Annotated in this window: 13 protein-coding genes; 5 read left to right on the top strand and 8 right to left on the bottom strand. The window is 67.7% G+C overall.

The genetic code is table 11. The features are described from left to right. Nucleotides 1–103: 103 nt before the first annotated feature. The 8 genes from IM543_04975 to rsmB form a co-directional block, all read right to left on the bottom strand. Nucleotides 104–1381 carry an EAL domain-containing protein gene (locus IM543_04975; protein ID QOY95225.1) on the bottom strand — a complete coding sequence of 426 codons (1278 nt, stop codon included), beginning with the start codon at nucleotides 1379–1381 and terminating at the stop codon, nucleotides 104–106. Between the two features lie 97 nt (nucleotides 1382–1478). Beyond that, a complete protein-coding gene (locus tag IM543_04970; GenBank protein ID QOY95224.1) occupies nucleotides 1479–2246 on the bottom strand; it encodes a class II glutamine amidotransferase in 768 nt (255 codons plus the stop codon). A gap of 75 nt (nucleotides 2247–2321) precedes the next feature. Next, nucleotides 2322–2579, bottom strand: a complete 258-nt coding sequence (locus IM543_04965) for a DUF3567 domain-containing protein (protein QOY95223.1) — start codon at nucleotides 2577–2579, stop codon at nucleotides 2322–2324. Nucleotides 2580–2774: 195 nt separating this feature from the next. Continuing rightward, complete coding sequence (locus IM543_04960) at nucleotides 2775–3146, bottom strand: GTPase (protein QOY96526.1); 372 nt, start codon at nucleotides 3144–3146, stop codon at nucleotides 2775–2777. Nucleotides 3147–3155: 9 nt separating this feature from the next. After that, entirely contained in the window at nucleotides 3156–3899 is a 744-nt protein-coding gene (locus IM543_04955; protein ID QOY95222.1) for a response regulator, read from the bottom strand. A gap of 126 nt (nucleotides 3900–4025) precedes the next feature. Beyond that, nucleotides 4026–6329, bottom strand: a complete 2304-nt coding sequence (locus IM543_04950) for a HAMP domain-containing protein (protein ID QOY96525.1) — start codon at nucleotides 6327–6329, stop codon at nucleotides 4026–4028. Between the two features lie 19 nt (nucleotides 6330–6348). After that, a complete protein-coding gene (locus tag IM543_04945) occupies nucleotides 6349–6912 on the bottom strand; it encodes a DUF4390 domain-containing protein (GenBank protein QOY95221.1) in 564 nt (187 codons plus the stop codon). Between the two features lie 69 nt (nucleotides 6913–6981). Then, the gene (gene rsmB / locus IM543_04940; protein QOY96524.1) at nucleotides 6982–8334 is read right to left on the bottom strand and encodes a 16S rRNA (cytosine(967)-C(5))-methyltransferase RsmB; all 1353 of its coding nucleotides are present in this window, start codon (nucleotides 8332–8334) and stop codon (nucleotides 6982–6984) included. A 441-nt stretch (nucleotides 8335–8775) separates the two neighbouring features. Here rsmB and IM543_04935 point away from each other — a divergent pair, with 441 nt between their 5' ends. The 5 genes from IM543_04935 to IM543_04915 are packed head-to-tail and all read left to right on the top strand — an operon-like array spanning nucleotide 8776 to nucleotide 13484. Then, complete coding sequence (locus tag IM543_04935; protein QOY95220.1) at nucleotides 8776–10527, top strand: arginine--tRNA ligase; 1752 nt, start codon at nucleotides 8776–8778, stop codon at nucleotides 10525–10527. Between the two features lie 19 nt (nucleotides 10528–10546). Beyond that, the gene (locus IM543_04930) at nucleotides 10547–11218 is read left to right on the top strand and encodes an SPOR domain-containing protein (GenBank protein QOY95219.1); all 672 of its coding nucleotides are present in this window, start codon (nucleotides 10547–10549) and stop codon (nucleotides 11216–11218) included. Between the two features lie 24 nt (nucleotides 11219–11242). Continuing rightward, nucleotides 11243–11920 carry a thiol:disulfide interchange protein DsbA/DsbL gene (locus IM543_04925; protein ID QOY95218.1) on the top strand — a complete coding sequence of 226 codons (678 nt, stop codon included), beginning with the start codon at nucleotides 11243–11245 and terminating at the stop codon, nucleotides 11918–11920. A gap of 5 nt (nucleotides 11921–11925) precedes the next feature. After that, nucleotides 11926–12711: an SDR family oxidoreductase gene (locus IM543_04920; protein ID QOY96523.1), complete on the top strand. Its 786-nt coding sequence runs from the start codon at nucleotides 11926–11928 to the stop codon at nucleotides 12709–12711. After that, entirely contained in the window at nucleotides 12708–13484 is a 777-nt protein-coding gene (locus IM543_04915; GenBank protein ID QOY95217.1) for a biotin--[acetyl-CoA-carboxylase] ligase, read from the top strand. Before IM543_04920 ends, IM543_04915 begins: the two co-directional genes overlap by 4 nt. Nucleotide 13485: the final 1 nt, after the last annotated feature.

Raw genomic sequence — 13485 nt, 5'->3', positions numbered from 1 at the left:
CGCCGACCGCGCGTTCAGCCAAACGATGCGCCGCCACAGTGCATGCGTGATTTGAACGCGCGGTCGGGCAAGCCGACCACCCTACGAATCGACGCGATCGTCATCAAATCGCGTAACGAACGACCTTGTCGCTCCACTCGAACGCCGACACCTCGAGCTCGGCCAGGTCGTCGCCGTCCATCGACAACTCGTGCAGCGCAGGCATCACCTCTTCCTGGGCGTCGTCCATGCGCTCGATCGATTCGGCCAGGCGCAGCAGCTCGCCGAAGAAGCCGCGGCGCACCAGCAGCGCGTGGCGCACTTCGTCGATCACCGGGATCTGCTCCACGATGTCCTGCATCGGGATGCAGAACAGCGTGTCCATCAGCGACATCATGCCCACCGTGAAAGCGATGTCGGCCACGTTGCGCTGCGCCGGGCGCAGGCGCTGCGCCAGCAGTTCCATCAGGCGCGCGCGCGTGGTGGCCAGCATCAGCAGCGGGCTCAGGTTGTGGCCGCGCACGCCCGGCTCGGCGTACAGCAGGATCTGCAGCCAGCGCTGCAGCTGGCGGCGGCCCAGCAGCATCAGGGCCTGGCTGACCGATTCGATGCGCCGCCCGGCGCCGGCCGCCGGCGTGTTCACCAGGCGCAGCAGGTTCAGGCCGAGCGTCACATCCTTCTTGATCGCGCGCTCGATCTCGGCGTTGTCGGCATCCGAGGTGACCAGGTTCATCAGGTCCAGCACCGTCGCCTGCGAAGGCGACAGCTTGCGCCCGGCGATCACCGTCGGCTTGGCAAAGTAATAGCCCTGGAAGTAATCGAAGCCGATGTCCAGGCAGGTGCGGTATTCGTTGTGGGTCTCGACCTTCTCGGCCACCAGGCGCTTGCCGGTGCCGCGCAGGCGCGGCGCCAGCGACAGCAGGGTCACCACCGGCAGTTCGCGCAAGTCCATCTTGACGTAGTCGATGACCGGCAGCAGGCGGGCCAGGCTGGCGCCGTGCGCCGAGGCTTCGGCCGCGAAGCGGAAGCCGTGCGTGGACAGTTCGGTCATGCGCCGGATCACGGCGTCGTCGGGCTCCACCGAACGCACGATCTCGAGCACCGTGCGTTCGCGCGGCAGGAAGGCGAACATGTCGCTCATGAGCACGTCGGTGTCGACGTTCAGGAAGGCGGTCGCGTCGCCGATCGCGCGCGGCATGCCCAGTTGCGAGGCATGGTGGATCACGCTGGCGCTGGCCGACAGGCCGGAATCGATCTGGGCCGCGCCTTGCGCGCTGCCGCGGAACAGCAGCTCGTAGCCGAACAGCGCCTGGTTACGGTCGAGCACCGGCTGGCGCCCGAGGTAGAAATTGCGCAGTTTCAGCGGCTGGGAAGCCTGGTCGGTGCTGGCGGTATCGGTCATGTCGTGTGGATGGGCTCGCAAACAGTCGTACTGTAACGTATTCGCCAGATTTAGTGGATTTATAGCACTAATTTATTAGCGGAACGATATTACTTTGTCATGATTGTGGCAAGCCGTCCACGAACAGCTTCAGTTCGCCCGGTGCGAAGCGGGTCCAGGTTTCGTTGGTGGTCAGCGGTTCGGTGACGATGATGGCGACCCGGTCGTTCGGGGTCGTCACCTGCGAAAAGTCGACCGACAGGTCTTCGTCCGACAGGGAGGCGGCGGCAAACGGATACTGGCGCACGATGTAGCACAGCTTGGTGGAGCAGTGCGTGAACAGGGCGGTGCCGTCCGACAGCATCATGTTGAAGGTGCCGTGCGCGGCGACCTGCGGCACCAGGCGCTCGAGCGCCATGCGCAGGTCCGCCAGGGCGGGCGCGGTGTCGCCGAAGGTATTGCGCAGCTCCTGCATCAGCCAGCAGAAGGCCAGTTCGCTGTCGGTGTTGCCGACCGGGCGGAACGGCCCATGCAGCGCCGGCGCAAAGTCCTTCAGGTCGCCGTTGTGGGCGAACACCCAGTAGCGGCCCCACAGCTCGCGCACGAAAGGGTGGCAATTCTCGAGCGCGACCTCGCCTTGCGTGGCCTTGCGGATATGGGCGATGACGTTGGTGGACTTGATCGGGTAGCGCTTGATCAGTTCGGCGATCGGCGAGGCGATCGCGGCCTGGTGATCGACGAAGTGGCGTACTCCCTTGCCTTCGAAAAAAGCGATGCCCCAGCCGTCGTGATGGGTGTCGGTGCGTCCGCCGCGATGGGCGAAGCCGGTGAAGGAGAAGACGATGTCCGTGGGGACGTTGCAGTTCATTCCGAGGAGCTGGCACATGGCGCGCAGCTTACCACGCCTAGAGGTGCCGGTGCGCTACTACGTCTCGGACCGCAGTAGCGTTTTCCTGGTGAATCAGTGCAGCACGACTGGCTGGCTCATCAGGGTATCGTAGGAACCCAGGAAGTCGTCGATTTCATCCATGGTCGGCTCGCTCGCGATGAGATTGTTCACATCGCGACGGAAAGACTGAGCCAGTTTGCCGCCGATGAACGCTTCGCGCCGGCCGGCCTTGTCGACGATCTCGTATCCGCCGAAGCGCAGGGCTTCGAGGTCGCGATCAACGCCAAACTCCACGACGCTGTACTGTTCGCTGTTATAGATCATGTTCATGATGACTCCTTCTCTCGATCAGAATGGTGGCGTCTCGAAAAACCCGCTGCGCGTTGCGGCGGCAGCTTGCGGCGGTCTTCCGGGCCGCCCGGTTGTCCAATCAGGCGCGCGGCGGCGGGCGCATGATTGATCACTTCGTTTAAGAGGTGGGGCTCGCTGGACCGATTTCAAGTACGCACGACGGCGTTGAAGATGTCAGGCGCGTACGGTCGGATTCAGTGCCAACAGCTGATCGTATGGCGCTTCTTGCAGCCACGATCGCAACTGATCAAGGTGCTCACTGTTCGCCACACCGATGAACAGGCGTTCCGGGCCTTGGCGTAACAGTCGATTTAATGTTACACGCAAAACCAGATTCCCGGAGCAGCACATACACCCGGGCGCGAGTCGGACAAGTCTTACGGAAGAGGCATCGGGGATGGAGCTGCTGCCTGGGGCGAGCCCTTCGAGGATGACGGCGCTGAAACCGTCAGGAGAACACGGCGTCTCGAGCAGCGCGGCAATCGCCGCCTCGCGTACGGACGCCGCCGCGCCGGTAACCAGGGTGGTCGCGACGCGTTCGCGCAATGCGGGCAATCAGACGCCTTTCTTGGCCAGTTTGCCGGGTTCGACGCCGAGTTGCTTGAGCTTGCGGTACAGATGGGTGCGTTCCAGGCCGGTCTTCTCGGCCACCCGCGTCATGCTGCCGCCTTCGCGGCCCAGGTGGTGTTCGAAGTACATGCGCTCGAAGGCGTCGCGCGCTTCACGCAGCGGCAAGTCGAAGGACAGGGTGTAGCCGGTGCCCTCGCCTTGCGAAATCGCATGCACCAGGCGCGATCCGTTGGCCGCCTGTGGCGCGGCGGGCGCATACATGGGGACGGCCGCGGGGGGCAGGCCGACGCCGGCGTCGGCCACGGGAAGTGCAGCGGCGGCAGCGAGCGGACGCGGCGGCACCAGGGGGGCGCGCGCCACTTCCTGTGCGCGGGTCAGGCCCTGCTGCACGGCCTTGAGCAATTTCTGCAGGGCGATCGGCTTCTCGAGGAAATTCAAGGCGCCGATGCGGGTCGCCTCGACGGCGGTGTCGATGGTGGCATGGCCGGACATCATGATGACCGGCATGGTGAGCAGGCCGTCGCGCTGCCACTCCTTGAGCAGGGTCACGCCGTCGGTATCCGGCATCCAGATGTCGAGCAGCACCAGGTCGGGCGCGCCGCCTGCGCGTGCCTCGCGTGCCTGCTGTGCGTTCTCCGCCAGCGTGATGGCATGGCCTTCATCGCCCAGGATTTCCGAGAGCAATTCACGGATGCCCATTTCATCATCAACTACGAGTATGTTCGCCATCTCTTAACCTTCCTGATCTCTTACCCGTTGATCGCCGTACAAAACCCCCATGCCCGCCTTGCATCGTCTTGCGCCGGGGGCTTTGTAAGACAATCTTATTGGCCTGCCGCGATTTTATGCCGTCTTTTATATTTCGGACAAGTTCGCCTCAGGGGCTAACTTTAACAGCAAAATGAATACCGACGCGCCACATCCGTCCGGATGATTCCCGATATCGATCCTGCCACCGTGTTCATCGATGATCTTTTTTACCATCGGCAGGCCCAGGCCGGTGCCGCGCGCTTTCGACGTGACGTAGGGTTCGAAGGCGCGCGCCAGGATGCGCGGCGAGAAGCCGGGGCCGTTATCCGTGATCGCCAGCCGCACCGCGGTGCCGGCGCCGCCGTCCGCGCCTTCGTAGTGGATGGCCTCGGTGGTGACGTCGACGCGCGGGGCCGGCATACCCGGGGCGCGGTCGACCAGCGCATCCTGCGCGTTCTGGAGCAGGTTGTGGATCACCTGGCGCAACTGGGTGGCATCGCCCATCACCTGCGGTAGGTTCGGGGCCAGCGCGGCGTGGATGATATCGGAATCGTCCTCGGCCAGGTAAAGCTGCAGGATCTCGTCGATCAGGCCGTTCAGGTCGAGCGGCTCCAGCACCGCCGGCGGCGTGCGCGCATAGTCGCGGAAATCGTCGACCATGCGCTTCATGGCGTCGACCTGGTTGACGATGGTCGTGGTGCTCTTCTTGAGCAGTTCGGCTTCAAGCGGCGGCAGGCTCGACTCGAGCTTCATCTGCAGGCGCTCGGCCGACAGCTGGATCGGGGTCAGCGGGTTCTTGATCTCGTGCGCCAGGCGGCGCGCCACCTCGCCCCAGGCCACCGAACGCTGGCCCGAGATCACGTCGGAGATATCGTCGAACACGACGATGAAGCCGCTGCCGGTGCCCACCGGCAGGCGCGAGCCGCGCGCCAGCAGCGTGATGTCGTGGTCCTGCTCTTCGCCGCTGCCGCGGCGCGGGATCTCGATCTGCTGCTGCCAGTGGGCGCGCTTGCGCCCGCCGGCGTTGCCGCTGCCGGCGGCGCTCTGCGCGCTTTGCGCCGAAATCGCGCGCGTGATGCAGTTGTAGAAGGTTTCCAGTCCGGGAATGCCCGCCAGCGGTCCGCTGAGCGCGCCGGGTTCCACCTGCAGGATGCGGTAGGCCGCGTCGTTCGAGTTCACCACCCGCCCTTCGGCATCGAGCACGAGCACGCCCGCCGACATATTGGCCAGCACCGATTCCAGGTGGGCCTTGGCGTTCTGCAGCGCCGTGCGGTTGCGCTCGACCGCGCTGCGCGCCTCGAACAGCTGGCCGGTCATGGCGTTGAACGAGCGCGTCAGGGTGCCCAGTTCGTCGTTGGTCTCGACGGTCGGACGCGGCGACAGGTCGCCTTCGGCCACCGCCTGGGTGCCCTCGGCCAGCACCAGCAGCGGCTGCGCCAGGTTGCCGGCGATGAGGAAGGCGCTGCCGATCGCCCCGAAGATCGCCAGCAGCAGCGTCAGGGTGAGGGTCTCGATGTACATCTTGCGCAGGCCGGTGCGCTGCAGCGAGCGCGAACGGTATTCCTCGGACGCGCTGCCCAGCACCACCGCGTTCGAGGCCAGGTTCACCGGCACCGCCTGCAGCAGCTGCAGGTAGCGCGGCTCCATCCCCGCCGTTTCCGGCACCGCCAGCAGGACCCGCAGGCGCAGGCCGGTGGCCGCATCCAGGCCGGTTTCGCTGTCCTGGCGGTTCTGGCCCGTCGCCTGCCGGTTGATCGTTCCTTCCGGCCGCGCATAGCCGCCCGGCAGCGCGGCCGACTTGAGCATGTCGGACGAGGGCCGGTCGGCGTCCAGGCTGGCGTCGCGCTCCGGCGCCGCCGACGCCAGCACGGTGCCGTCCGCGGTGAGCAGCATCGCGCTTTGCAGGCCGCTGATGTCGTTCACCAGGCCGCTCAGCACGCCCTGCACCGTCACCGCGTCCTGGCCGGCCAGCGTGGTGGCGGCGGTCTGGCCGGTCGCGCCCAGTTCGGCCACCGCTTCGTCGAGCGCGGCGCGGCCCAGGTTCAGGCCGGACTCGATCGCGGCCTCGATCTTGACGTCGAACCAGCTGTCGATCGAATGCGACACGAACATCACCGAGACCATGAAGATCACCAGCCCCGGCAGGATGCCGATGCCGGCAAACAGGAGCACCAGGCGCGCCACCAGGCGCGAGCCGAACTTGCCGGCCTTGTAGCGCGAATACAGGCGCGCCAGCGCGACGATCACGAGGATCAGCAGCAGCGCCGCCATGCCGGCGTTCAGGCCGAGCAGCCAGATATAGTAGCGGTCGAAGAAGCCCGAGTTGTCGGAGACCGAGGCGAGCAGGAACAGCAGGATCGAGACGATCGCGCCGCCCACCACGAGCGCGTAGCGCAAGGCCCGGTTCACCGACTTGCCACGGATGGCGCTACTCAGCACGGTAGGTGAAATTCTTCCGGTTCGAGCTCAAGCGCCAGCTCGAATCGTTGATGGCATTGACCTGCAGGGGCTTGGACAGGTAGTCGCGGTCCATGAACATGCGCACCGAGACGTTGTAGACCTCGCCCTGCTTGAGGGCGCCCTTGGGCGCGATCAGCCAGCGCGCCGGCCGCCGGATCAGCGACAGCGCATCGTCGAGGGTATTGAAGGCCTGCGGCACGCTGCCGCCGATGGTGACGATGTACTGGCGCGTGAGCATGTCGTAGGAGATGCCGATGGTGCGCTTGGAGAATACCGCCTTCTCGTCGCGCCACCACCAGCGCGGGCGCGTCATGTCGATCTCGGTGGTGAAGTGCAGCTTGATGCCGTGCTGGACCGCGTCCTGCAGTTCGTGGTTCAGGTCGAAGGCGAAGGCCGTATTCAGGCGATAGCCCTCCTCGCTGGACTGGATTTCGGCCTTGAGGATCTCGATCGTGTCGGCCGCCCGTGCCTGCGCGCACGCGAAGACCAGCAGCAGCTGGCAGGCGAGGAGGCAAAAAAATCGTAAGGTCACGGGTGCGGCGGAGCCTAAAAGTGTATAGCCGAGGGTTGAAGCCGGTGCATGTTCATCGTGAATGGATCATCACGCAGCTGTCTTCTTCTGGAACAGCGCATAGAACAAGCCGTCATGATCCTGCCCGGCACCGCTGGCTGGCAGCAGCTGGCCCGGCGCGTCGAGGCGGATGGCGTCGTGGCGCGCCGCGAAGGCGGCTGCCTGCGCCTCCGATTCCTGGGGCCAGAGCGAACATGTCACGAACAGCAATTTACCATTGGGCAGCAGCATCTGCCAAAGATTGTCGAGTATTTTGCTGGAAAGTGTTGCAAGTTGGAGCGTGTCCGACTTGCGGCGCAGCCAGCGGATGTCCGGATGGCGGCGCACGATGCCGGAGGCCGTGCAGGGCACGTCAGCCAGGATCCGGTCGAAGGGCCGGCCGTCCCACCAGCCGCTGTCCTGGGCCTCGGCCGCAATCGTTGTCGCCCGCAGTCCCAGGCGTCCCAGGTTGTCGCCGACCCGCGCCAGGCGCTGGGCATCGGCGTCGACCGAGGTCAGGTCGACCTCGGCCGTCTCGAGGATGTGGCCGCTCTTGCCGCCGGGCGCCGCGCAGGCGTCCAGCACGCGCATGCCATCATGCAGGTCGAGCAGCGGCGCGGCCAGCTGGGCGCCGGCGTCCTGCACCGACACCAGGCCGTCGTGGAAACCGGGAATCTGGCTCACGTTGACGGCCTGGGCCAGGCGCACCGCGCTCGGGCCCACCTGCTCCGCCTCGAAACCGGCGTCGACCAGGGTCGCCAGGTAGGTCGCGACGTCGGTGCGGCGGCGATTGACGCGCAGCGTCAGCGGCGGGTGCGCGTTGCCGGCCGCCAGGATGGCTTCCCACTGCAACGGATAGGCGGCGCGGGTGCTGTCGATCCACCATTGCGGGTAGTTCCAGCGCGCCAGCGGCTGCTTCAGCGCCTGCGCCACCAGCGCCTCGCGCTCGCGCAGGAAGCGGCGCAGCACGGCATTGACCATCGCCTTGGCATGGGCGAAATCCGGGTGGCTGGCCGCCGCATGCACGGCCTGGTCGACCACGGTGAAGGCTTCGTAGGGCGCATCCGCTCCCTGCGGCGGGTCGAGCAGGCTCAGCGCCGCGCACAGCAGGCCGCCCAGCATCGGCGGTTCCGGCGCCTTGCTCGTCATCAGGCCCAGCAGGGTCTCGCTGCGCCCCAGCTGGCGCATCGTCCGGTAGGCGATGTCCTGGATCGCGCCGCGCGCCTGCGGGGTCACCTCATAGGCCGCGAACACGGCAGCCAGGGCCTGCGGCAGCGCGGCGCCGCCGCGCACGCGCGCCACGGCGCTGGCAGCGCCCAGCAGCGCGAGCGCCAGCGAATCGGCCTTCAGGTCGGGGCGGTAGTCGCGCTGCGGCGCCACCTTCACTTCGTGGCTGTGGCGCAGGCGCGCGCTGTCGCGTCCTGCATGGCGCTCGGCCTCCGGCCGCTCGCGGCGCGCGGCGGCGGCTTCGCGTTCGGGCGAGGGGCGGTAGGTCGGCCTGGAACCGGCGGCATCGCGCTCCTGCTCCGCCTTGGCGGCAGGCCGCGCCGGCTGCGCCCCGTTGCGCGGCGCAGGAGAACGCGCCGGCCTGGCTGTCGGTTTCAGGGTGAGCGTCGGGCGCTTGTCGGTCATGGCAGGGTCAATACGGTCGAAAAAGACGCTCATTGTAACGGCTTAGCCTTTGGTACCGCTTAAGCAATCATCAGTTGCGCATTCGTCACTTGCGACGAGTGAACTTATTCCATGCATCCCTGAACCAGGCATTGCCGATTCAGTATAATGGCAGCTGTTTGCCTGCTTCCAGGCCCTGCCTCATCGTCCGCACCATTATCAGACCGACATCCCATGCTCGTCCAACAAAAACAACACATCGTTGCCCTGTTCCAGGCCGCCCTCGCGCCGATCGTCGCCGGCACCGATCTCACGCCAAACGTCGTATTGGAGCGCCCGCGCGACCCGAGCCACGGTGACATCGCCTGCAACATCGCGATGCAACTGGCCAAGCCGCTCAAGACCAACCCGCGCGAACTGGCCACCCGCCTGGTCGCCGCCCTGCTCGCCGAGCCGGGCGCCGCCGGCCTGGTCGAGTCGGCCGACGTGGCCGGTCCCGGCTTCATCAACCTGCGCGTGGCCCCCCAGGCCAAGCAGTCGGTGGTCAGGATCGTGCTCGAGCAGGGCCAGGCCTTCGGCCGCGGCGCTTCCGGCCAGGGCCACCACGCGATCATCGAATTCGTGTCGGCCAACCCGACCGGCCCGCTGCACGTCGGCCACGGCCGCCAGGCCGCGCTGGGCGACGCCCTCTCCTCCCTGTTCGAAGCGCAGGGCCACGAGGTGACCCGCGAGTTCTACTACAACGACGCCGGCGTGCAGATCGCCACCCTGGCCGCCTCGGTGCAGGCGCGCGCGCGCGGCTTCCGTCCGGGCGACCTCGAGTGGCCGGAATCGGCCTACAACGGCGACTACATCCAGGACATCGCCGACGACTTCATGGCGAAGAAGACCGTGTCGGCCAGCGACGGCGCGCCAGCCACCGCCAGCGGCGATACCAACGACATCGAATCGATCCGCCGCTTCGCCGTGACCTACCTGCGCAACGAGCAGGACCAGGACCTGCAGGCCTTCGGCGTCAAGTTCGACAACTACTACCTCGAGTCCTCGCTGTATGCCGACGGCAAGGTGGACGCGGCCGTGCAGGCGCTGGTCGATGCCGGCGTCACCTACGAGAGCGAAGGCGCGCTGTGGCTCAAGACCACCGACTACGGCGACGACAAGGACCGCGTGATGCGCAAGTCCGACGGCACGTACACCTATTTCGTGCCGGACGTGGCCTACCACATCCAGAAATTCCGCCGCGGCTTCGACCAGGCCATCAACGTGCAGGGCAGCGACCACCACGGCACCATCGCGCGCGTGCGCGCCGGGCTGCAGGCGGTGAACATCGGCATCCCGCGCGCTTATCCCGACTACGTGCTGCACAAGATGGTCACCGTGATGAAGAACGGCGAAGAGGTCAAGATCTCCAAGCGCGCCGGCTCCTACGTCACCGTGCGCGACCTGATCGAATGGTCGGGCAACGGCGACGTCACCCGCGGCCGCGACGCGGTGCGCTTCTTCCTCATCTCGCGCAAAGCCGACACCGAATTCGTGTTCGACGTCGACGTCGCGCTCAAGACCTCGGACGAGAACCCGGTCTACTACGTGCAGTACGCCCACGCCCGCATCTGCTCGGCGCTGGCCAACTGGGGCGGCGACGAATCGCAGCTGGCGCGGGCCGACCTGTCGCTGCTCACGGAGCCGCACGAAGCGAGCCTGCTGGCCAAGCTGTCCGCCTTCCCGGAGATGCTGGAACGCGCGAAACTCGAGCTGAGCCCCCACCACGTCGCCTTCTACCTGCGCGAGCTGGCCGGCGAGCTGCACAGCTACTATTTCGCCCACAAGTGGCTGCTCGACGACAACGAGCCCTTGAGGCTGGCGCGCCTGGCCCTGGCCCTGGCCACCCGCCAGGTGCTGCGCAACGGCCTGGCCCTGATCGGCGTGTCCGCCCCGGCCAAGATGGAACGCGCCCCGACCGATACCCCCACCGAAGACCAGGCCTGACCCCGACATGAAGCGCAACATGACCGCTCTCCGCTCGTTTTCTCCGCTGCGCCAGCGCGGCAGCACCCTGACCGGCATCATCGTCGGCCTGATCATCGGCCTGGCGATTGCCGTGGCGGTCGCGCTCGTGATCACCAAGGGCCAGTCGCCGTTCACCGACCGGTCCAACAAGATGGGCCGCCCGGCCGACCTGGCGCCCAGCCAGGCCAACGACCCGAACAAGCCGCTGTACGGCAACCGTGACGCGGCGCGCGAAGCGAACCGCCAGATCGCCGAACGCGCCAGCCGTCCGGCGCCGGCCGCGCCGGAGGCGCCCGCCGAAGCGGCCGACCCGCTGGGCCAGGCCATTGCCGGCATGCAGGCGGAGCCGGCCCAGTCCGCCGCGCCGGCAGCGCCCGCACCCGCCTCCGCGCCCGCCCCTTCGGCGACCGCCGCGGTCCCGGCCGGCGCCGACGGCTATATCTACTACCTGCAGGCCGGCGCGTTCCGCGAGATGTCCGACGCCGAGAACACCCGCGCCAAGCTGGCCCTGCTCGGGTTCGAAGCCGCGATCAGCGACCGCAGCACCGACAGCGGCGTGCTGCATCGCGTACGCGTCGGCCCCTACAGCGGACCGGAAGCCATGAACAGGGCGCGCGCCAAGCTGCTCGACAGCGGCATCGACGTCGCCATCGTCCGCAACCAGCGCTGATCCATCCCGCCACCGAGGAATCGCATGAATCCGCTTCGCCGCCTGCTGTGCTGCTCCGCCCTGCTCGCCCTGTCCGGCATGGCAGCAGCCGCCCCTGCCTCCGGCACGCCGGACCGGCCCAGGGAAGGCGCCGAGTACCAGGCCTTGCCCGAAGCGCAGCCGACCGACAGCGGCCGCAAGGTCGAGGTGCTGGAATTCTTCGCCTATTACTGCCCGCACTGCTACGCGTTCGAGCCGCAGCTGGCCGAGTGGGTCAGGAAGCAGGGCGACAACATCGTGTTCCGCCGCGTGCACGTGCCGCGCGGCGCGGCCGTCGCGGCGCAGCAGCGCCTGTTCTTCACGCTCGAGTCGCTCGGCCTGCTCGACCAGTACCACGGCAAGGTCTTCGATGCGATGCACGTCGAGCGCCTGCCGCTGGCCCAGGACGAACAGGTGTTCGACTGGGCCAGCCGCGCCGGCATCGACCGCGCGCGCTTCATCGACACCTACCGCTCGTTCGGCGTGCAGGCCAAGCTGCGCCGCGCACAGGCCATGATGGAAGCCTACCGCATCACCCACTGGCCCATGATCGCCATCGACGGCCGCTTCCTGACCTCGCCGGGCATGGTGTCGGAAGCCGGCACGCCGGGAGAGGCCGCGCTTGCCGGAACCCTGCAGGTGATGGACAAGCTGGTCGCACGGGCGAAAGCAGACAGGAAATGACCCGCATGCCGGGCCGCGCGGACCGGGTGTTCATCACCGGCGCATCGAGCGGCATCGGCGCGGCACTGGCGCGCGAATACGCGGCGCGCGGCGCCTGCCTGGGCCTGCTGGCGCGGCGCCAATCCCTGCTCGAAGAACTGGTCGCCGGCCTGCCCCACCCGGAACGCCACCGCATCTACGCGGTGGACGTGCTCGAGCGCGACGCGCTCGCCGCCGCCGCCGCCGACTTCATCGCCGCCCATGGCGGCGCCGACATCGTCATCGCCTGTGCCGGCATCTCGCACGGCACGCTCACCGAGCGCCCGGCCGACCTGGCGGTATTCGACGCCGTGTTCGCCACCAACGTGAATGCCACCGTGTCCACCTTCGCACCCTTCATCGCCACCATGAAAGCCCAGCAGGGCCCGCGCCGCCTGGTCGGCATCGGCAGCGTGGCGGGCATCCGCGGCATGCGCGGCGCCGGCGCCTACTGCGCGTCGAAAGCGGCCGTGCACGGCTACTGCGAATCGCTGCGCCTGGAGCTGCGTGCGTCCGGCATCAAGGTGGTGACCATCGCCCCCGGCTACATCGACACACCCATGACCCGCAACAACCGTTTTCCCATGCCTTTCCTGATGCCCGCCGAGCGTTTCGCCTTTCGTGCCGCCAATGTGATCGCGCGCGGCGCCAGCTACCGCGTGCTGCCCTGGCAGATGGGCGCCGTGGCCAAGCTGCTGCGCCTGCTGCCCAACCCCCTGTTCGACCTGGCGTTCTCGCGCGCGCCGACCAAGCCGCGCCGGGAGCAGGCATGAACGGCGCCCGGATCGCTTCGCTGTCCCGCGCGGGGATACAGGTCGAGGTCGTGCCGGAGACCGGCTCGACCAACGCCGACCTGCTGGCGCGCGCGCCACAACTGGCCGACCCCGTGCTGCTGGTCGCCGAGCGCCAGACCGCCGGGCGTGGCCGCGCCGGGCGCAGCTGGCTGTCCTCCAGCGCGGGGGCGGGAAACTTCGCGCTGACCTTCTCGCTGGCCTGGAAGTTCGACGGCGGCCCGCACAAGCTCACCGGACTACCACTCGCGGTCGGCGTGGCGCTGGCCGACGCCCTGGGCCAGCTGGGCGTGCAGGTCCAGCTCAAGTGGCCGAACGACGTGCTCAAGGACGGCGCCAAGCTGGCCGGGATCCTGGTCGAGACCCAGTCCGCCACGGGTGGCGGCACCTGGGCCGTGATCGGCATCGGCCTGAACCTGGTCATGCCCGACGAAGTCGAGGCGACCCTCGGCCGCAGCGCCGCCGGCGCGCCCTGGCTGGCGCGCATGGACCGCGACGTCCTGATGGCGGCCCTGCTCGACGCCCTCGCCGACGCGCTGCGCCTGTTCGCGCGCGCGGGTTTCGGCGCCTTCAGCGCGCGCTGGAACCTGCGCCATGCCTGGCAGGGGCGCAGCGTCGTCATCCTCGACCACGGCCGGGTGCTGCAGGAAGGCCTGGCCGCCGGCGTCGACGACACGGGCCGGCTGCTGCTCGACACGGCCGAGGGTCGCTTGCCGGTGCTGGCCGGCGACGTCTCATTGCGTGTGAAGGAGTGAG

Source organism: Massilia sp. UMI-21 (assembly GCA_015277795.1).
Classification (GTDB): domain Bacteria; phylum Pseudomonadota; class Gammaproteobacteria; order Burkholderiales; family Burkholderiaceae_D; genus Telluria.
This window is presented reverse-complemented; position numbering and strand designations above follow the sequence as displayed.

What these genes read in the sequence shown, in the direction of transcription:
- IM543_04975 (QOY95225.1), bottom strand. Translation starts at nt 1,381, where the DNA reads ATGACCGATACCGCCAGCACCGACCAGGCTTCCCAGCCGCTGAAACTG.
- IM543_04970 (QOY95224.1), bottom strand. Translation starts at nt 2,246, where the DNA reads ATGTGCCAGCTCCTCGGAATGAACTGCAACGTCCCCACGGACATCGTC.
- IM543_04965 (QOY95223.1), bottom strand. Translation starts at nt 2,579, where the DNA reads ATGAACATGATCTATAACAGCGAACAGTACAGCGTCGTGGAGTTTGGC.
- IM543_04955 (QOY95222.1), bottom strand. Translation starts at nt 3,899, where the DNA reads ATGGCGAACATACTCGTAGTTGATGATGAAATGGGCATCCGTGAATTG.
- IM543_04935 (QOY95220.1), top strand. Translation starts at nt 8,776, where the DNA reads ATGCTCGTCCAACAAAAACAACACATCGTTGCCCTGTTCCAGGCCGCC.
- IM543_04930 (QOY95219.1), top strand. Translation starts at nt 10,547, where the DNA reads ATGACCGCTCTCCGCTCGTTTTCTCCGCTGCGCCAGCGCGGCAGCACC.
- IM543_04925 (QOY95218.1), top strand. Translation starts at nt 11,243, where the DNA reads ATGAATCCGCTTCGCCGCCTGCTGTGCTGCTCCGCCCTGCTCGCCCTG.
- IM543_04920 (QOY96523.1), top strand. Translation starts at nt 11,926, where the DNA reads ATGCCGGGCCGCGCGGACCGGGTGTTCATCACCGGCGCATCGAGCGGC.
- IM543_04915 (QOY95217.1), top strand. Translation starts at nt 12,708, where the DNA reads ATGAACGGCGCCCGGATCGCTTCGCTGTCCCGCGCGGGGATACAGGTC.